The organism is Phenylobacterium sp. GW821-FHT12F10 (genome assembly GCF_058806695.1).
This window is the reverse complement of sequence record NZ_JBXAPY010000001.1, coordinates 1,846,910-1,864,508: the sequence shown is the minus strand read 5'-3', so window position 1 is coordinate 1,864,508 and position 17,599 is coordinate 1,846,910. Positions and strand designations below refer to the sequence as shown.

The following is a 17,599-nucleotide window of genomic DNA, read 5'->3' as shown; positions in this document are numbered from 1 at the left end:
CTTGGCCCTGATGACTGCCTAGCTAGGGGGCGCCGCTGCCCGTGAAAATGACATTTCTGCAACGGCGGACATGAAAAACGGCGCGGAACCGAGTGTCCCGCGCCGTCTTCAATCTTGAATTGTCGCGCTGAGATCAGCTCTCGACGTAGTCGCCTTCGTGCGAACCGGCGCCGCCGGCCAGCATGTCCTGGGCGGCTTCCTCGGCCGCGACGCGATCTTCCTCGAACTGAGCGTTGATCACGTCCTCGCCGCGGGCTTGGCGCTCGGCCTCGTCCTGGCTGCGGGCGATGTTGAGGGTCACCGTCACGACGACTTCGGCGTGCAGGACGACCTTCACCGGGTGGAGACCCAGGGTCTTGATCGGCTTGTCGAGCGCCACCATCGAGCGTTCCAGCTTGCCGCCGGCCGCGTTGACGATGTCGGCGACGTCACGGCCGGAGACCGAACCGTAGAGCTGGCCGCTTTCGCCCGCCTGACGGATCAGGATGTAGGAGGTGCCGTCCAGACCTTCGCCGGTCTTGGCGGCCTGTTCCTTGGCCTTCTGGTTGCGGGCCTCGATGTCGGCGCGCTGGGCCTCGAAGACCTTGACGTTGGCGGCGTTGGCGCGGAGCGCCTTGTTGCGCGGAAGCAGGAAGTTGCGCGCGTAGCCGTCCTTTACGGTGACCACATCGCCCAGGGCGCCCTTGCCTTCGACGCGTTCGAGCAGAATGACTTTCATGTGCCTGTCTCCCTACTTCACGACGTAGGGGAGGAGGGCCAGGAAGCGGGCGCGCTTGATGGCCTTGGCCAGCTCACGTTGCTTCTTGGCCGACACCGCGGTGATGCGGGAGGGCACGATCTTGCCGCGTTCGGAGACGTAGCGCTGCAGCAGCTTCACGTCCTTGTAGTCGATCTTCGGCGCGCCGGCGCCCGAGAACGGGCAGACCTTGCGGCGACGGAAGAAGGGGCGGCGCTGGCCACCCGCGGCAGGCGCGCCGGCGGTGGTGGCTTCGGAGGTTTCGTCGGTCATGTGATGATCCTCCCTTTCTTAGGCTTGGAAGCTGTCTTCGCGGCGCGGTTCGCGCTCACGATCACGGTCGCGACGGGCCAGGACCGGCGAGAGCTCGAGGTCGAGCTCCTCGACGCGGACCGTCAGGTGGCGCAGCACGTCTTCATTGAGAGACAGCTGGCGCTCCATTTCCTTCACCGCCGGGGGCGGGGCGTCGATGGAGATCAGGGAATAGTGACCCTTGCGGTTCTTCTTGATCCGGTAGGTCAGGTTGCGAAGGCCCCAGTACTCGATCTTCGCGACCACGCCGCCACCCTCTTCGATGAGGGCCTTGATCTGGTCATTGAGGGCTTCGGCTTGTTGCGGCGAGATATCCTGCCGCGAGATAACGACGTGCTCGTAGAGCGCCATGTTTTCCTTCTTCCGTTGTGGAGGCGGCGCTGTCGACGGCGGAAGCCCGGCGAAAACGATGGATCTCAATGCGGCGCGCGGGAGGCTCCCGCGCCTTTTACGTTCCGACTTGAGACCGCCGTCCGTGAAGAGGCGGGCAGATACGGGAAAACCGCTTGTTTCGCAAGCCTTCCCGCGCCTGGCGGCTACTTCTTCTGCTTGGCCTTCCAGGCCTTCAGCGCCGTGAGGGTCTGGTTGACGTGGTCGTCGGCCTTCATGTTGTCGTAGGCCAGCAGGACCTTGCCGTCCGGGGCGATGACGTAGGAGGTGCGGGCCGAGAGGTCCACCGGGGCCTTGATGCCGGCCATCTTCATGGGCGAGTCGTAGGCCTTGGCGATCTTGGCGCCCGGATCGGCGGCCACGGCGAACTTGCCGCCGCAGGTGGTGGTGTCGGCGGAGAATTCGGCCAGGCGTTCGACCTTGCCCGCGGTGACCCCGATCAGGGTCGCGCCCTGGGCCTTGAACTCGTCGGCGGCCTCGGAGAACAGGTGGGCCTCGAGATTGCAGCCGCCGGTGAAGGCCGAGGGGAAGAAGTAAAGGACCACCGGGCCCTTCTTGCGCGCCGCGGCCATGTCGAAGGTGAAGGGCTTGCCCGCCAGATAGGCCGGGGCGGTGAAGTCCGGCGCCTTGGCGCCCACCGCGAGATCGGCGAGGGCGGGCGTGGCGGCGGCGGTTGCGGCCAGGACGGCGAGGGCGATCAGGCGTTTCATGGGGTGTTCCTCCGGGGTTCGATGATCATACGAACTGGACGTCGCTTTGTCTTCGCAGCATAGGCAGACAATGACACCGCAGCTCCCCGCGCGCCCCGACCAGGTGCTGGCCGACGCCACCCTTCCCGAACTGCCCAACCACTACCGGGGCAAGGTGCGCGACACCTACGATCTGGGCGACGGGCGCATGCTGCTGATCTCCAGCGACCGGCTGTCGGCCTTCGACACCATCCTGGCGGTGATCCCCTACAAGGGCCAGGTCCTGACCCAGACGGCGAAGTTCTGGTTCGAGGCCACCGCCGACATCTGCCCCAACCACGTCCTGGCCTATCCCGACCCCAATGTGGTGGTGGGGACGCGGCTGGAGATCCTGCCGGTGGAGATCGTGGTGCGCGGCTATCTGGCCGGGACCACGGGGACCTCGATCCTGACCCTCTACAAGAAGGGCGCGCGGGAGATGTACGGCCACAGGCTGCCCGACGGCCTGGCCGACAACCAGATCCTGCCCAGCCCCATCATCACGCCGACCTCCAAGGCCAATGACGGCGAGCACGACGCGCCCCTGACCCCGGCGCAGATCGTCGAGCAGGGGCTGCTCAGCGCCGCGCAGTGGGAGACGCTGTCGACCTACGCCCTGGCGCTGTTCGCCCGCGGCCAGGCGATGGCGGCGGCGCGCGGCCTGATCCTGGTGGACACCAAGTACGAGTTCGGCGTGGACAAGGCCGGGACCATCATCCTGGCCGACGAGATCCACACCCCGGACTCCAGCCGCTACTGGTTCGCCCAGAGCTATCCGGAGAAGTTCGCCAAGGGCGAGCCGCCCGAGAGCTTCGACAAGGATTTCGTGCGCTCCTGGGTGGCGGCCCGCTGCGACCCCTATAAGGACCCGATCCCGGAGATCCCCGCGCAGATGATCGACGAGACGGCCCGGGTCTATATCCGCGCCTTCGAAACCATCACCGGCCAGGCCTTCGAGGCGCCGCCCTCCGACCTGCCGATCCTGGAGCGCATCCGGCGCAACCTGGCCAGCTACGTTCCGGCCTAGAATTTCTGGGCGGGGGTACGGGAACGGGGAGTCGCGCGCCTGGGGGGAATCCGTCATGGTCCCGCCCCATGCAAAACGAACCTTTTTTCAAAAGGGACGGTCAATTTTACGTCCCGCAACCGTCCTGCCGCGGCCCCTGGAACCCTCAGTCCCTGCACGGGCGCGTCATCGTCGGCCTGCTGGGCTTCGAGATCGAGGCCAAGCACGGCAGCCCTGATTTCATGCCGGCCCGCCTGACGGTGGACATGTACCGGCTGCCCAATTTCGATCCGATCGAGATCAAGACCACGGTGATCCGCGACGGCAACCGCATCCGGGTCGTCGACGCCGAGTTCATCTCCGGCGGGGTCAGCATGGCGCGGGCCTCGGTGCAGTTCCTGAAGCGCACCGAGAATTCGCCGGGCGAGTCCTGGCATCGTCCCGACTGGGACGCGCCCAAACCCGCCGACATCCCGGCCCCCACCGACGGGCGCCAGGGCATGGGCGGCATGTGGGCCATGCGGCCGATCACCGGCGGCTTTGGCCAGCCGGGCCCCCGCAAGACCTGGATGAGCGAGGTCCGCGAGATGGTGGAGGGGGTTCCGCTGACGCCCTTCCAGCGGGTGTCCCTGGCGGCCGACTTCTCCAGTCCCTTCGCCAATTCCAGCACCGAGGGGCTGGGCTACATCAACTCCGACGTGACGGTCTATCTGCACCGCCTGCCGGCCACCGAGTGGATCGGGTTCGAGGTGGCCGACCACCACGCCACCGACGGCGTGGCGATCGGCGAATGCTGGCTCTATGACGAGCAGGGGCCGATCGGCCAGGCCTCCTGCGCGGCGCTCGCCCAGCGGCGGCTCAGCCCTGGGGGACCGCCGCCGGCGCCGGCGAAGGCGTAGGCGGCGCGACGGGCGCCGGGGTCGCAGCCGGCGCTGTCGGCGCGGCCTCGGCCGGCGGCGTCTCGACCTTCGGGGCGGGGGCGGTCGTGCGGCGCGCGCTGAGGATCGGGACCGGGGGTTTGAGCATCTCGCCCTTCATCACCCCCACGCCGGCCGTGGGGGACCGCGGCTTGACGAGGATCTTGCGCACCACGTCCATGCCCGCGACCACGTGGCCGAAGGCCGCGAAGCCGAGGTTGTCGCCCTTGGCCTTGGGGTTGGCGTCCAGATAGGTGTTGTCGCCCACGCAGATGAAGAAGTCCGAGGTGGCGCTTCCGGGGGCGAACCGGCCCATGGAGATGGCGCCGTCGGTGTGGGAGAGGCCGGTCTTGGTGGTGGGCTCGTGGGGGATGGGTTTCATCACCTTGGCCGGGTCGTTCTGCAGGCCGCCCTGGATCGAGCCGTAGTCGTCGGCGGTGTAGCCCTTGGGACGCGAGGCCCGGTAGAAGGTCGCTCCGTCATAGCGCTTGGTGTCGGTGTAGCGCAGGAAGTTGGCCACGGTGATCGGGGCCTTGGCCTGGTCGAGGGCCAGCACGATGGCCCCGTCCGGGGTGGTGAGCTTCACATAGACCACGCCCGGCGCGGCCAGGGCAGGGGAGGCGGCGAGCGCGCCGGCCCCGGCCAGGAAGGTTCTGCGTTGAAGGATCATCCGATCCGGCTCCCCATGCCGCCGTCCACGGGCAGGATCGCCCCGGTGATGAAGTCGGCCTCGTCGGAGGCCAGGAACAGGGCCGCATAGGCGGTGTCCCAGGCGTCGCCCATCTTGCCGCCGAGCGGAACCCGCGCGTTGCGGGCGGCGCGGACCGCCTCCTGCTCCTGGCCGCTGGCCTGGGCGATGCCGGCCACGGCCATGGGGGTGTCCATCAGGCCCGGCATGATGGCGTTGCAGCGTATGCCCTTGGCGGCGTTGGACTGTGCGACGCTGGTGGTCAGGCGGTTCACGGCGGCCTTGGAGACCTCGTAGGCCACCTGATTGCCGCCGGCGATCCCCGCCAGGGACGAGATGTTGACGATGGCCCCGCCGCCCTGCTCACGCATCACCGGGATGGCGGCCTTGATGGTCAGCCACATGCCCTTGAGGTTCACGCTGAGGATGCGGTCGAAGGCGGCCTCCTCGACCCGGTGGGCCGGACCGTCGCCGCCGCCGATCCCGACATTGTTGACCAGGATGTCGATGCGCCCCAGGCGCGCCTTGCCGGTCTGGATCATGGCGTCGCAGTCGGCCGCCGAGGTGACGTTGGCCGTGAAGGCCGTGGCCTTGCCGCCCTCGGCGACGATCATGGCGGCGGTCTCCTCGGCGCGTTCGCCGACGCGGTCGACGCAGAGGACCTCCGCGCCCTCGCGGGCGAAGAGGATGGCCATGGCCCGGCCGTTGCCGATGGTCTCGCCGGGCGTCTGGCCGGCGCCGACGATGATGGCGGTCTTGCCCTTCAGGCGGTCGGCCATGCTCAGAACCCCTTGAGGTCGGGGTCGAGGGTCTGGCCCTCGTCGAGCTGCACGCCGAAGGAATTCAGGATCATCGAGACCTGGGTGTACTGGCCGGCGGTGAAGACCACGTCCATGCACTGCTTGTCGGTGAAGTGGGCCTTCAGCTGGGCCCAGGTGGCGTTGGTGATGAACTGGTCGTTGTGGAGTTCGTCCGAGGCCCGGAGCAGGGCGGCGTCGGCGGCGCTCCAGCCCGGGGCGTCGGCCCCGCCCTTGATGCGCTCGCATTCCTCGGCGGTCAGCCCCTCGCGCTGGCCGATCGGGACGTGCTGGGTCCACTCGTAGCCGGCCTTGCAGAGATAGCCGATGCGCAGGACGACGATCTCCCGCTCGCGGCCGGGCAGGTCGTTGCGGCGCGACAGGACATAGTTGCCCCAGGCCAGGAAGCCCTTGGCGGCCTTGGGGGCGTTGACCATGGTGCGGAAGATGTTGAGGACGCGCCCCGTGGCGACCATCGGCGCCAGGACCTCGGCCTGAGCCTCGTCCAGCTTATCGAGGTCGACCGGTTGGATACGGGGTTGGGTCAGGCGCATGCAGGTTCCTCCGCGACGCCTTACGCAGCGTCATTGAGGACATCTTACCGGAGCGCCGGCGCGGCCTGTCAAACGAATGTTCGGCGCGCGATCAGCCGAGCTCGCCGGACCGCAGGATGAGCGGGATGACCTGCGCCAGCAGCAGGAGGCCGAAGCCGATCAGCAGGATGCGACCGAACCATTTCCGGCGTTGCTCGGCCTTCAATTCCTCGGGCGTGGGCTCTGGGGTGTCAGTCATGGGGGCGGCCTATCACGCCCATGTCATCGCGGGCAACGCGGGGTTCAGCGGATTGTCTGGCCTATGCCGGCCATTAGGCGCATAAGGCCTGCGTCGATCTCTGCCGCGCAACGCTCTTAAGCCCTCTCGCTCAGCGCGCGGAACTTTCGAAGCCGACCCTCTCAGACCTCGATGGCCGCCGGGCTGTTCCGGCGCGCCTACGCACTTCTCGGAGGCTGTCATGGCGACCGGTACTGTCAAATGGTTCAATTCCACCAAGGGCTTCGGCTTCATCCAGCCGGCTGACGGCGGCAAGGACGTCTTCGTCCACATCTCCGCCGTCGAGCGCTCGGACCTCAATGGTCTGAACGAAGGCGACACGGTGTCCTACGAGCTGGAGCGCGATCAGCGTTCCGGCAAGGAAAGCGCCGTCAATCTGAAGTCGGCCTAAGACGAAAAGGGGCCGGCGCGATCCTCGCGCCGGCCCCGATCTTATTCGCGCGGCGTTCGCGCTGACGGGAGCTGCTCATGGCCATGGCCGACCTGATCCCCACGCTCGACGACGAAGGCCTCGCCAATCTGCGCGCCAACGCCCAGCGCCTGGAAACCTCGAGCGTCGCCCGCCAGGCCGAACAGGCCTCGGCCCTGCTGCCGCTGATCGACGCCGAACTGGCCGAACGCCTGACCCGGGTTCCGCCCAAGGCGCCGGCCAAGGCGCGCGCCAAGAAGACCGTCGTCCCCGTCGAGGACGCCGATGAGGACGACGACGAGTCCTAAACGCACCCCAGGATAGCGGGGCGCGTTCAAACGCAACCTGGTCCCTGATTTTCCAGGGAAATTTGTCGCACCTCCCTCGAAATTAAGCATTCGGAAAGCGTGTCGCCCGCAAGCGGGTAACATGTTCGACAAGCCGTCATCAGAGCGCCTGCCGCTTTCGAGCTTGATCTTCATCGGGCTGATCGCGGTCGCCAGCGTGGCCGGCGCCACCCTGCTCGGCGCGCGCCCCCTCGATCCCCACGAAGCGGCCGGCGTGTTCCCGCCCTGGTGGGGCCGCGAGGCCAGCCTGGTGGCGGCCTCAGACGCCGGCGCCGTCCTGGCGGTCGGAACCCTTCCCTTCATCGTCATCGTTCGCAGCCCCGACGCCGACGCGCCCGCGCGGCTGCGGGCCGCGGGCGCGCTGTTTTCCATCGATCCCGGCCGGGTCTCCCCCTGCGCCGCCTAGGAGCCACCATGTTCCAGTCCATTGAAGATCAGCGCCGGTTCGCCGACCGACTTGTGGTGACCATGCTCTGGCTGCTGGTTCCGATCATCGCGGCCACCGCCGCCGTGCTGAAGGCGCCGTGGATCGGCTTTGGCCTGGCCTCGGCCGGCCTGGCGGGCGCGGTCACCGCCTTCTGGCGCCTCGCCCCGCACGGGGCGGCCGTTCGCATGGCCGCCGCCGCGGCCCTGATGGGCTCAGTGTCCCTGCTGGTGGCGGCCTTCGCGGGCAAGCCCTGGCAGGTCGACATGCACATGGCCTATTTCGCCGCCCTGGCGGTGCTGATCGTCTCCTGCGACTGGCGGGCGATCGCCATCGGCGCCGGGGTGGTGGCGGTCCACCACCTGCTGCTGAGCTTCGTGGCGCCGGCCGTGGTCTTCCCCGGAGGCGGGGACCTGGGCCGCGTCGTCGTCCACGCCGTGATCCTGGTGGCCGAGGCCGCCGTGCTGATGTGGGCCACCTTCAACATTTCGAGCATGTTCGCCCGGTCGAGCGCCGCCCTGGCCGAGGCCGCCCAGGCCCGCCAGGTGGCCGAGGACTCCGTCCAGCAGGTCGAGGCCGCCCGCCTGGCCGAGGGAACCGCGGCGCGGGACCGTGAGGTCTACCAGAAGACCGTCGAGGACGAGGCCGTGGTGGTGGTGGACGGCCTGGCGCGCGGCCTGAAGCAACTGTCAGAGGGCGATCTGACCGCCCGGATCTCCCAGGCCTTCCCCGCCAAGTACGAGACCCTGCGCCTGGACTTCAACGCCGCCTCCGAGCGGCTGGAACAGACCCTGGCCGGCATGGTCGCCTCGGCCCAGATCATCCGCAACGGCGCCTCGGAGATCTCCGGCGCCGCCGACGACCTGTCGCGCCGCACCGAGCGCCAGGCCGCCGGCCTGGAGGAGACCGCCGCGGCCCTGGACGAGATCACCGCCACGGTCCGCAAGACCGCCGGCGGGGCGAAGGCGGCCGCCGACGTGGTGCTGGCCGCCCGCGGCGACGCCCAGGCCAGCGGCGAGGTCGTGCAGCAGGCCGTGGCCGCCATGAGCGGCATCGAGAAATCCGCCGCCGAGATCAGCCAGATCATCGGCGTCATCGACGAGATCGCCTTCCAGACCAACCTCCTGGCCCTGAACGCCGGGGTCGAGGCCGCCCGCGCCGGCGAGGCCGGCCGTGGTTTCGCCGTGGTGGCGTCGGAGGTCCGCGCGCTCGCCCAGCGTTCGGCCGAGGCGGCCAAGGAGATCAAGTCGCTGATCTCGGCCTCCAGCCAACAGGTGGGGTCGGGCGTGCTGCTGGTGGGGCAGACTGGCGAGGTTCTGCAGAGGATCGTCGGCCGCGTGGCCGAGATCGACGCCCTGGTGGGGGAGATCGCCGCCAGCGCCCAGGAACAGTCCAACGGCCTGGCCCAGGTCAATACCGCGGTGAATCAGATGGACCAGGTCACCCAGCAGAACGCGGCCATGGTGGAACAGTCCACCGCCGCCAGCCACAGCCTGTCGTCCGAGGCCGAGAACCTCGCCACCTCGGCCGGACGCTTCCGCGTCGGCGCGGTGGCCATCGAGACCCGGCCCCGGCGACGGGCGGCCTAGAGCCTCTCAGGGTCGGATGGAAGCATCCGACCCGAGGTTCCAGTTCAAAGAGAAAGAGCGCGTCGGACGGGTTGACCGGCTTCCACCCAACTCTGACGCGCTCGAGGCCCCCCGCTCACCCTCAGGCCGCGAAGATCCAGTCGCCGGTGAGCGCGGTGGTCTGGACGCCCACCAGGATGACCTGACCGCCGCCGGCCATGGAGATCACGGCGTCGCCGCCGACCTGGGCCAGGGTCCAGGTCGTGCCGGCATCGACCTGGATGCGGTCGCCCTCGGCGCGGCTGAAGTCGGTGACGCGGTCGATCCCGGCCGCGCCCCAGCTGTGGAAGGTGTCGGCGCCCGCGCCGCCCGAGAGGGTGTCGTCGCCGAGGTCGCCGGACAGCCAGTCGTCGCCCGCGCCGCCGGAGAGGCTGTCGTTGGCCTGGCCGCCCCGGACCCAGTCGCGACCGTCGCCGCCGTCCTGGGTGTCGGAGCCCAGATTGCCGTAGACCACGTCGTCGCCGGCCTCGCCGAACAGGCGGTCGTCGGCCTGGCCGCCCACCACCCAGTCGGGCCCGTCGCCGCCGCGCAGGGTGTCGTTCCCCTGGTTGCCCAGCATGTCGTCGAAGCCGCCGCCGCCGATCAGGCTGTCGTCGCCCTCGTTGCCGCGCAGGTAGTCATTGGCCTCGCCGCCGTCGATGGTGTCGTTTCCCAGGCCGCCGAGGATCTGGTTGGCGGCGCTGTTGCCGTTGATCTGGTCGGCGCCCGAGCCGCCCAGGGCGTTCTCGATCGTGGCCCCAACGGCCACGGCGACATTGCCCACCAAGCCCCCGACATTGGAGAAGAAGCCCTGGCGCAGGTCGATGACCTGGTTCTGGCTGAAGCCGGAGAAGTCGAAGGTGTCGGCGCCGCCGGCGTCCCACACCGCGAAGACCAGGCGCGAGCCCCCCGAGGTCGCCTCGAACCAGGGCCGGCCGGCGTTGGCGTTGAAGCCGTAGGTGTTGTCGCCCAGCCGGGTGGTGGTGTTGACGCCGTATTCCAGCTGCACCGCGGCGATGTCGTCCAGCATCGGCGCGGCCGAATAGGTCCCGCCGAAGCTGCCGCCGGTGTTGGTCTCGCTGAAGTAGCTCATCACCGTGTACTGGCGGCTATCCTCGGCGTAGTCGGCGCTGGTGGCGTAGGTGGGGGCCGTGGCGTCGCTGGCGTCGTAGTTGCTGGGGTGGCCCAGGCCGATGGCGTGACCGATCTCGTGGATCAGCACCGAGCCGCCATAGTTCCCGACCGTGGGATTGACGTTGTAGCTGAAGGTGCTGTTGGTCCAGACGTCCCCCGACTGGGCGGAAAAGCTGGTGTTGCGGGGGAAGAAGCTGAAAGCCGAGGCCCCGGCGACGCCCCCCGAATAGTTGCCGAACAGGATGCTCGCCGAATTGGAGTAGGCCGCGTCGCCCGAGGCGCCGGAGCCCACGCGGACGAAGCTGATATTGCCGGCGTCGGACCAGCCGGCCAGGGCCAGCTCGGCCTGATGAATCTGGGCGGAATTGAACCGCGAGAAGCCGGTGGCGTCGTCGGGCATGGTGGCCGGCGCGTCGGCCCGGAAGCCGTAGGTCACCGTGAAGCCGACCCCCAGGGCGTTGGACCAGCCGGGCTCGCCGCCCACCAGGCGGTTGGCCGCCTCGGCGACGGTGAAGCTCTGCTTGCTTCCCACCGTGCCGCCGCGGGCGTCGGCGTTGAGGTAGGATTGGGGGGAGGCGTCGCCCTCCAGGGCGAAGCTGGCGCCGATGGGGTCGCCGGAAGAGGTCATGGCCATGGGACGGTCACCACACTACAAGCTCCCCAACTCCAGACCTCCGTACGGGGGGACGGCGCCCCCGGCAACCAGGAACCCCGCGTTGCGACGTTTTCCCGCAGGTTTCAAAGGCTTAGCTATGGTTTTCTGTTATCTGCCGTTCATCTTCGCGGGCGATCTGGATCGAGTATCGGCGTCAATCGTTTCGGCAATCTAACCGGGATCGGAGGCGGCCATGGCGGCAGAGAAACTTGCCCGCTACCAGAAGATGCGGGACTTCGAGCAGACGGCCGAGCCGTCGGGCCGGGACGCCAAGGTGGTCAAGTCCAACCGCCTGCGGTTCGTGGTCCAGAAGCACGCCGCCACCCGCCTGCACTTCGACCTGCGGCTGGAGCACGATGGGGTGTTCAAGTCCTGGGCGGTGACCCGCGGGCCCTCGCTTGATCCGCACGACAAGCGCCTGGCCGTGGAGGTGGAGGACCACCCCCTGGACTATGGCGACTTCGAGGGCGCCATCCCCAAGGGCCAGTACGGCGGCGGCACGGTCCAACTCTGGGACCGGGGCTACTGGGCGCCCGAGCCGGGGATGGAGGACATCGACAAGGCCCTGAAGACGGGCGAGCTGAAGTTCGTCATGGAGGGCGGGCGGCTGCACGGCTCCTGGGTGCTGGTTCGGCTACGGCCCGACGCCAAGTCCAAGCGCAACAACTGGCTGCTCATCAAGCACCGCGACGCGGCCGCCGTGGAGGGGGAGGGCGGGGCGCTCGCCGCCGAGGACCGCTCCATCGCCTCGGGCCGCAGCATGGCCCAGATCGCCGCGGGGGAGGGCGAGCCCGCCAGCCCCTTCATGACCGCCAAGGGGGCCGCCGCCGACGCCGTCTGGCAGAGCCGGGCCAACGCCCATTCCACCGCCGCGGCCTCGCCGAAGGTGGCGCGGGCCGACCCGAAGTCCGTCGCCAAACCCAAGACCGTCGCCGCCGTGCCCGCCTTCGTGGAACCCCAGCTGTGCAAGACCCTGGAAAAGCCGCCCCTGGGGCCGGGCTGGGTGCATGAGATCAAGTTCGACGGCTATCGCATGCAGTTGCGGACCGTCGGCGGCGCGGCGAGCCTGAAGACCCGCAAGGGCCTGGACTGGTCGGCCAAGTTCCCGGCCATCGTGGCGGCCGGCGCCCGCCTGCCCGACTGCGTGATCGACGGCGAGGTGGTGGCGCTGGACCACACCGGCGCGCCGGATTTCGCGGCCCTGCAGGCGGCGATCTCGGAGGGCAGGACCGACGACCTGATCTTCTTCGTCTTCGACCTGCTGTTTGCGGGGACCGCGGACCTGCGCGGCCTGCCGCTCACCGAACGCAAGGCGCGGCTGCAGGCGCTCACGGCCAAGGCCCCGCCGAATATCCGCTATGTCGACCACTTCACCACCGCCGGCGACGCGGTGCTGCAGTCGGCCTGCCGCATGGACCTGGAGGGGATCATCTCCAAGCGGGCCGACGCGCCCTACCGGTCCGGCCGCAGCGAGACCTGGGCCAAGTCCAAGTGCCGCCAGGGCCATGAGGTGGTGATCGGCGGCTGGACCACCACCGGCGACGCCTTCCGCTCGCTGATCGCCGGGGTCTATCGCGACGGCGATCTGGTCCATGTGGGCCGGATCGGCACGGGCTTCGGCCGCGACAAGGTCGACCGCCTGCTGCCGAAGCTGAAGGCCCTGGAGACCGACAGGAGCCCCTTCACCGGCAAGGGCGCGCCGAAGAAGGCCGCCGGGGTCCATTGGGTGAAGCCCGAGCTGGTGGCGGAGATCGAATATGCCGGCTTCACCGGCGACGGCTCGATCCGGCAGGCGGCCTTCAAGGGCCTGAGGGAGGACAAGCCCGCCCAGGAGGTGGAAGCCGAGGTCCCGGCGCCGGCGCAGAGCGCCGAGCTGGCCGATCCGGCGCCTAGGGCCGCGGATTCGAAGACCGTCTCGCCGAAGAGCTCGGCGGTGGTGATGGGGGTCACGATCTCCAACGCCGGCAAGGCGCTCTGGCCCGACGCGCGCGACGGCCAGCCGGTGACCAAGCTGGACCTGGCCCACTACTACGAGGCCATGGCCGGGGCGATCCTGCCCCACATCAAGGGCCGGCCCTGCTCGATCATCCGCATGCCGGACGGGATCACAGGCGGGGAGACCTTCTTCCAGCGCCACGCCTCGCGGGGCTCGTCGTCCCTGTTCACCGAGGTGGAGGTGTCTGGCGACCACAAGCCCTACCTGCAGATCGACCGGCCCGAGGCCCTGATCGCCGCGGCCCAGATCGGGGCGGTGGAACTGCACCCCTGGAACTGCGAGCCCTTCAAGCCGGAGGTTCCGGGCCGGCTGGTCTTCGACCTCGATCCCGGGCCGGACGTGCCGTTCGAGGCGGTGATCGAGGCGGCGCGCGAGGTGCGCGACCGGCTGGAGGACCTGGGCTTGGTGAGCTTCTGCAAGACCACCGGCGGCAAGGGCCTGCACGTGGTCACGCCGCTGAAGGCCGGGAAGATCGACTGGCCCGCCGCCAAGGCCTTCGCCCGGGACGTCTGCAAGGCCATGGCGGCCGACGATCCCGAGCGGTTCCTGATCACCATGGCCAAGAAGGATCGCGGCGGGCGGATCTTCCTCGACTATCTGCGCAACGACCGGATGGCGACGGCGGTGGCGCCCTTCTCGCCGCGCGGCCGGGACGGCGCGCCGGTCTCCATGCCGCTGACCTGGAGCCAGGTGAGGAAGGGGCTCGATCCGGCCGCCTACACCGTCCGCACCGTGCCGGCCCTGCTGCCCAAGCTGACCGCCTGGGCCGACTACTTCGAGTCCGAGCGCCCCCTGGCGGCGGCGATCAAGCGGTTGGGGAAGGTGTAGCCAGAACCGCTCATCCCGGCGAAGGCCGGGACCCAGGTCGTAGGTCACAGCCCTGGCCAGGGTCCTGGAAGCCGTGGATGAATCTGGATCCCGGCCTTCGCCGGGACGAGCGGAGATGGATTACGCGCGCTTCTTCGCCGGGGGATGCTTGGCGGCGGCCTTCTTGGCGGGAGGCTTCTTCGCCGGGGCCTTCTTGTCTCCGGCCAGGCTGCGGCGCAGGGCCTCCATCAGGTCGATGACCTCGGCGCCCTGCGGCGCCTCGACGGTGACCTTGCGGCCGGCGCCCTTCTCCTTCTCCTTGATCAGGGCGCGCAGGGCCTCCTCGTAGTGGTCCTTGAACTCGCGGGGGTCGAAGTCGCCCTCTTGCTGCTCGATGATCTTCTCGGCGATGGCGATCATGTTCCTGTCGGCCTTGGCGGCCGGGATGTCGTCGAAGAAGGCCTCGGGCGCCTTGACCTCGTCGAAGGTGCGCAGGGTGTAGGCCACCAGGCCCTTGCCGCGGGGCTCCATGGCCAGCATCCGCTCGCGCTGGTGCATGACCAGGCGGCCCAGCGCGATCTTGCCGGCCTTCTCCATGGCCTCGCGGATGACGGTGAAGGCCTCCACCGCCACCTTGCCGTCCGGGACCAGGAAATAGGGGTCGTTCCAGTACAGGCGGTCGATCTCCTCGGCGTCGACGAACTTGTCGATGTCGATGGTCCGCGTGCTCTCCAGCCGGACGCTGTCGATCTCCTCGGGCGTGACCACCACGTAGTGGTCCTTCTCGATCTCGTAGCCCTTGACGATGTCGGCGCGCTCCACCGGGCCGGTCTCCGGATCGGTGGGGATCATCCGGATGCGGTTGTGGGTGGTCTTGTGCAGCATGTTGAAGGACACGTCGCCGGTCCGGCTGGTGGCGGTGTAGAGCGCCACCGGACAGGAGACGAGCGAGAGGCGCAGGTGACCCTGCCAGGTTGGACGCGCCGCCATGGAACCCTCCGAGAAATCCGAAGGGGTGAACGCGCCAGGCGGCGCTGTGTTGCCTAGAGCGCGCCGGTGAAGAAGCTCACCACCTCGGCCCGCGCGGCCTCCGCCGCCGTCCTGTTGAATTCCATCAGCACCGGCCCGCCGGCGCCGTTGTGGGCGAAGGGGTCGTTGATGGTCTGGGCCGGCAGGTCGCGGTCGAAGCCGTGGGTGGCGCCTGGATAGGTGATGTTGCGCACCTGGGCGGTTCCCTGGGCGCCCAGGGCCGCCGCCAGCTTGGCCCCGGCGTCGGGATGGTCGTAGGTGTCGATGTCCCCGGTCTGGATCAGGATCGGCGCGCCGGTGAGGTCGGTCAGCGCCATGCGGGGGTCGGCGGCATAGGCGTAGCAGACCGGATAGTGGGCGGCGTGGGCTGCGAAGCCCGGCAGGTCGCCGCGCAACGGATCGGCCCGGCCCTTGGTGGCGCTCAGCAGGGTGACCACCCCGCCCCAGGAGAAGCCCAGGACGCCGATGCGGGCCGGGTCGATCTCCGGCTGCGCCCCCAGCAGCTTCAGGGCTCCAAAGGCGTCGGGCAGGGTCTCCATGGGCGAACGCGGCCGGCCCGCCGCGCCCCGGGACGTGCTTCGCGCGGCCCACATGTCGATCTCCAGGGTGGCGAGGCCCGCGGCGTTGAGGGCGCCGGCATAGAACTCGCCGCGCCCATCGACCCCGTCGGAGCCATGGCAGATCAGGACGGCCCCGACCGGCTGGGCGGCCTCGCGCGGCGTGCGCAATAGGCCCGCCACCTGGAGGCCGGCGGAGGTGGGAAAGCTGACGAAGGAGGTTCTCATGGGCGGCATCCTAGAAACGCCGCGCCAGGCCGGCATAGATTTCGATATCGGGCGTGTCGCGGTTCAGCCCCGCGTTGAAGCCCAGGTCAAGCTGAAGGTCGTCGTTCGGGCTCCAGGCGGCCATCAGGTCGAGGCTGGACTGGGTGACGGCGCCGGAAGGGTCGTCGTCGCGTCCGGCCCAGAGCTCGATCCCGACCTGGACCGGACCGAAGCCGTGCCCCACCCCGGCCGCAGCGCTCCAGGCCAGGTGGGTCCCCCGGCCCCCGCTGTCGCGCACCACATCGAGCTCGGGCGAGAAGGCCAGGGCCAGGTCCGGCGTCAGGGGCAGGGACATCGGGACGATCAATCCGCCCTCCCAACCGCCCGCGCCGAAGCCGCGGGTCGCGGTGGGCGCGCTGACATAGGGCTGCAGGGCGATGGAGAGGCCCTGGCCGTCCGGGTTCCTAAGCGAGGCGCGCAGGGCCAGGGTCAGGTCGCCGACGCCGTTTTCGCGGGTGGTGACCCCGGCCGTCCTCTGCCGCGTGGAGAGCGCCGGCGACCAGGCGAGCTGGGCCTCCAGGCGGGGCGTCAGGCCGGCGCGCAGCTCCAGGTCGCCATAGGCGGAACTGTCGGTGGTCACGCCCGACTGGCGGTCGCGCTGCAGGTCGGCCAGGCCGATCTCGGCCTGGAGGTGGCCGACATCGAGGATGCAGGGCGGGCTGCCCTTGCCCGGCCGATCGGGGCAGAGATCGCGCAGGGTGGTCTGGGCGCCGGCGGGACCGGCGGCCAGGATCAGGGCGGCGAAGGCCAGCCCGAAGAGGCGGGGCATCAGCGCCCCGGCTCGACGAGGATCTTCACGTGGGATTCCGGGTCCCCGAGGGTGACGAAGGCCTGGGCCACCTCCGACAGGCCGACCTTGCCGGTGACCACCCCGCTGACGTCGATTACGCCCTCGGAGATCTGGTGCAGGGTCTGGGCGAACTCCTCGGGCGAATAGCCGAAGACGAAGGTCAGCTCGATCTCCTTGGTGATGGCGATGGCCGGCTCGATCTTGTCGGTCTCCATGCAGACCCCGGCCACCACGATCTGGCTGCCGGCCGGCGAGGCCTCGATCAGGTGCTGCAGGATGCCGGGCGAGCCGACGCACTCGAAGACCACCGGCTGGCCGAAGGTCTTGCCCATCATCCGGGCCATGTTCTGGGCCGCGCGGGCGGTGGGCACGCCAAAGGCCTCCCAGCGGGCGTGCGGGCTCTCGGTGGCCGGGTCGATCACCAGGTCGGCGCCCAGCATCTCGGCGGCGGCGCGGCGACGCGGGGAGTAGTCGGCGGCGATGACCGGGCCGTGGCCCTTGGCCTTCAGGCCGGCGATCACCGCCAGGCCCACCGGGCCGCAGCCGATCACCAGGGTGACGCTGTCCTTGTCCAGCCGGGCCTTGGCGACGGCGTGGGCGCCGACGGCGAAGGGCTCGGTAAGCGCCGCCTGGTCGGTGGGCAGGCCGTTCTTCACCTCCAGCAGCATCATCTCCGAGAGGATCATGCGCTCGGCGAAGCCGCCGGGCAGGGCGTTGGAATAGCCCAGCAGCTCGACCCCGGTCCCGGTGAGGGTCGCGGGCACGCTGACGACCCGGGTCCCGGCCTTCAGGGCGCCGGTGGTGCCGGGGCCGTGCTCCAGGATCTCGGCGCAGAACTCGTGGCCGAAGACGGTGTCGGCGGTGGGGTCGAAGCCGCCGCCCATGGCGTCGCCGCCGCCGCTGGCGCGCCGCGAGGTCTCGATCATGTGTTCCATGTGATGCAGGGCGTGCAGGTCCGACCCGCAGATGCCGCAGGCGAGCGTCTTCACCAGCACCTGGCCGGGGCCGGGCGTCAGCTCGGGGATTTCATCGCAGACCAGTTGCTTGTTACGGCGGATGACGGCGCGCATGGAGGCCTCCCGGGTGTTTTCGCCAGCTTGCGGGCGGACCGCCGGGAATTCCAGCCTGTCGTGGCGGAAACGCCGCCCGCCTTGCCCGGCGGGACGCAATCC

At 69.5% G+C, this 17,599-nt stretch carries 20 protein-coding genes; 7 read left to right on the top strand and 13 right to left on the bottom strand.

Annotated elements, in window-relative coordinates; translation table 11 throughout:
• Positions 1–133 precede the first annotated feature (133 nt).
• From rplI to AC1RN5_RS09375, 4 genes are all read right to left on the bottom strand, one after another.
• Positions 134–718 (bottom strand): 50S ribosomal protein L9, encoded by a 585-nt coding sequence (gene rplI, locus AC1RN5_RS09390; protein ID WP_421931247.1) that lies wholly within the window; start codon positions 716–718, stop codon positions 134–136.
• Positions 719–730: 12 nt separating this feature from the next.
• The gene (rpsR, locus tag AC1RN5_RS09385) at positions 731–1,009 is read right to left on the bottom strand and encodes a 30S ribosomal protein S18 (RefSeq protein ID WP_215340908.1); all 279 of its coding nucleotides are present in this window, start codon (positions 1,007–1,009) and stop codon (positions 731–733) included.
• Positions 1,010–1,027: 18 nt separating this feature from the next.
• The gene (gene rpsF / locus AC1RN5_RS09380; RefSeq protein ID WP_421931248.1) at positions 1,028–1,399 is read right to left on the bottom strand and encodes a 30S ribosomal protein S6; all 372 of its coding nucleotides are present in this window, start codon (positions 1,397–1,399) and stop codon (positions 1,028–1,030) included.
• Positions 1,400–1,584: 185 nt separating this feature from the next.
• A complete protein-coding gene (locus tag AC1RN5_RS09375; RefSeq protein WP_493040920.1) occupies positions 1,585–2,148 on the bottom strand; it encodes a peroxiredoxin in 564 nt (187 codons plus the stop codon).
• Between the two features lie 70 nt (positions 2,149–2,218).
• On the opposite strand from AC1RN5_RS09375, the gene AC1RN5_RS09370 reads away from it, so the two are divergent.
• Both AC1RN5_RS09370 and AC1RN5_RS09365 read left to right on the top strand, forming a co-directional pair.
• Positions 2,219–3,193, top strand: a complete 975-nt coding sequence (locus AC1RN5_RS09370) for a phosphoribosylaminoimidazolesuccinocarboxamide synthase (protein WP_493040919.1) — start codon at positions 2,219–2,221, stop codon at positions 3,191–3,193.
• A 68-nt stretch (positions 3,194–3,261) separates the two neighbouring features.
• Entirely contained in the window at positions 3,262–4,071 is an 810-nt protein-coding gene (locus AC1RN5_RS09365; RefSeq protein ID WP_493040918.1) for a thioesterase family protein, read from the top strand.
• Here AC1RN5_RS09365 and AC1RN5_RS09360 read toward each other — a convergent pair.
• From AC1RN5_RS09360 to AC1RN5_RS09345, 4 genes are all read right to left on the bottom strand, one after another.
• Entirely contained in the window at positions 4,031–4,759 is a 729-nt protein-coding gene (locus AC1RN5_RS09360; RefSeq protein ID WP_493040917.1) for a peptidylprolyl isomerase, read from the bottom strand. The genes AC1RN5_RS09365 and AC1RN5_RS09360 overlap by 41 nt on opposite strands.
• Complete coding sequence (locus AC1RN5_RS09355; protein ID WP_493040916.1) at positions 4,756–5,556, bottom strand: SDR family NAD(P)-dependent oxidoreductase; 801 nt, start codon at positions 5,554–5,556, stop codon at positions 4,756–4,758. Before AC1RN5_RS09355 ends, AC1RN5_RS09360 begins: the two co-directional genes overlap by 4 nt.
• Before the next feature lie 2 nt (positions 5,557–5,558).
• Positions 5,559–6,128 (bottom strand): carboxymuconolactone decarboxylase family protein, encoded by a 570-nt coding sequence (locus AC1RN5_RS09350; RefSeq protein ID WP_493040915.1) that lies wholly within the window; start codon positions 6,126–6,128, stop codon positions 5,559–5,561.
• 91 nt (positions 6,129–6,219) lie between these two features.
• On the bottom strand, positions 6,220–6,366 hold the full coding sequence (locus tag AC1RN5_RS09345) for a hypothetical protein (protein WP_493040914.1): 147 nt from the start codon (positions 6,364–6,366) through the stop codon (positions 6,220–6,222).
• Positions 6,367–6,586: 220 nt separating this feature from the next.
• Here AC1RN5_RS09345 and AC1RN5_RS09340 point away from each other — a divergent pair, with 220 nt between their 5' ends.
• The 4 genes from AC1RN5_RS09340 to AC1RN5_RS09325 all read left to right on the top strand — a co-directional run bounded on the left by AC1RN5_RS09340 (position 6,587) and on the right by AC1RN5_RS09325 (position 9,174).
• Complete coding sequence (locus AC1RN5_RS09340; RefSeq protein WP_304697132.1) at positions 6,587–6,796, top strand: cold-shock protein; 210 nt, start codon at positions 6,587–6,589, stop codon at positions 6,794–6,796.
• Between the two features lie 77 nt (positions 6,797–6,873).
• On the top strand, positions 6,874–7,122 hold the full coding sequence (locus AC1RN5_RS09335) for a hypothetical protein (RefSeq protein WP_493040913.1): 249 nt from the start codon (positions 6,874–6,876) through the stop codon (positions 7,120–7,122).
• Positions 7,123–7,243: 121 nt separating this feature from the next.
• The gene (locus AC1RN5_RS09330) at positions 7,244–7,567 is read left to right on the top strand and encodes a hypothetical protein (protein ID WP_493040912.1); all 324 of its coding nucleotides are present in this window, start codon (positions 7,244–7,246) and stop codon (positions 7,565–7,567) included.
• An 8-nt stretch (positions 7,568–7,575) separates the two neighbouring features.
• Positions 7,576–9,174, top strand: a complete 1,599-nt coding sequence (locus AC1RN5_RS09325; RefSeq protein WP_493040911.1) for a methyl-accepting chemotaxis protein — start codon at positions 7,576–7,578, stop codon at positions 9,172–9,174.
• Between the two features lie 121 nt (positions 9,175–9,295).
• On the opposite strand, the gene AC1RN5_RS09320 is transcribed toward AC1RN5_RS09325, so the two are convergent.
• Positions 9,296–10,960 (bottom strand): M10 family metallopeptidase C-terminal domain-containing protein, encoded by a 1,665-nt coding sequence (locus AC1RN5_RS09320; RefSeq protein WP_493040910.1) that lies wholly within the window; start codon positions 10,958–10,960, stop codon positions 9,296–9,298.
• A 214-nt stretch (positions 10,961–11,174) separates the two neighbouring features.
• Here AC1RN5_RS09320 and ligD point away from each other — a divergent pair, with 214 nt between their 5' ends.
• Positions 11,175–13,805, top strand: a complete 2,631-nt coding sequence (gene ligD, locus AC1RN5_RS09315; protein ID WP_493040909.1) for a DNA ligase D — start codon at positions 11,175–11,177, stop codon at positions 13,803–13,805.
• 120 nt (positions 13,806–13,925) lie between these two features.
• Here ligD and ku read toward each other — a convergent pair whose 3' ends face one another.
• The 4 genes from ku to AC1RN5_RS09295 are packed head-to-tail and all read right to left on the bottom strand — an operon-like array spanning position 13,926 to position 17,497.
• Positions 13,926–14,774 carry a non-homologous end joining protein Ku gene (gene ku / locus AC1RN5_RS09310; RefSeq protein WP_493040908.1) on the bottom strand — a complete coding sequence of 283 codons (849 nt, stop codon included), beginning with the start codon at positions 14,772–14,774 and terminating at the stop codon, positions 13,926–13,928.
• Between the two features lie 53 nt (positions 14,775–14,827).
• Positions 14,828–15,598 carry a dienelactone hydrolase family protein gene (locus tag AC1RN5_RS09305; protein WP_493040907.1) on the bottom strand — a complete coding sequence of 257 codons (771 nt, stop codon included), beginning with the start codon at positions 15,596–15,598 and terminating at the stop codon, positions 14,828–14,830.
• A gap of 10 nt (positions 15,599–15,608) precedes the next feature.
• On the bottom strand, positions 15,609–16,406 hold the full coding sequence (locus tag AC1RN5_RS09300) for a transporter (RefSeq protein WP_493040906.1): 798 nt from the start codon (positions 16,404–16,406) through the stop codon (positions 15,609–15,611).
• A complete protein-coding gene (locus AC1RN5_RS09295; protein WP_493040905.1) occupies positions 16,406–17,497 on the bottom strand; it encodes a zinc-binding dehydrogenase in 1,092 nt (363 codons plus the stop codon). Before AC1RN5_RS09295 ends, AC1RN5_RS09300 begins: the two co-directional genes overlap by 1 nt.
• Positions 17,498–17,599 lie beyond the last annotated feature (102 nt).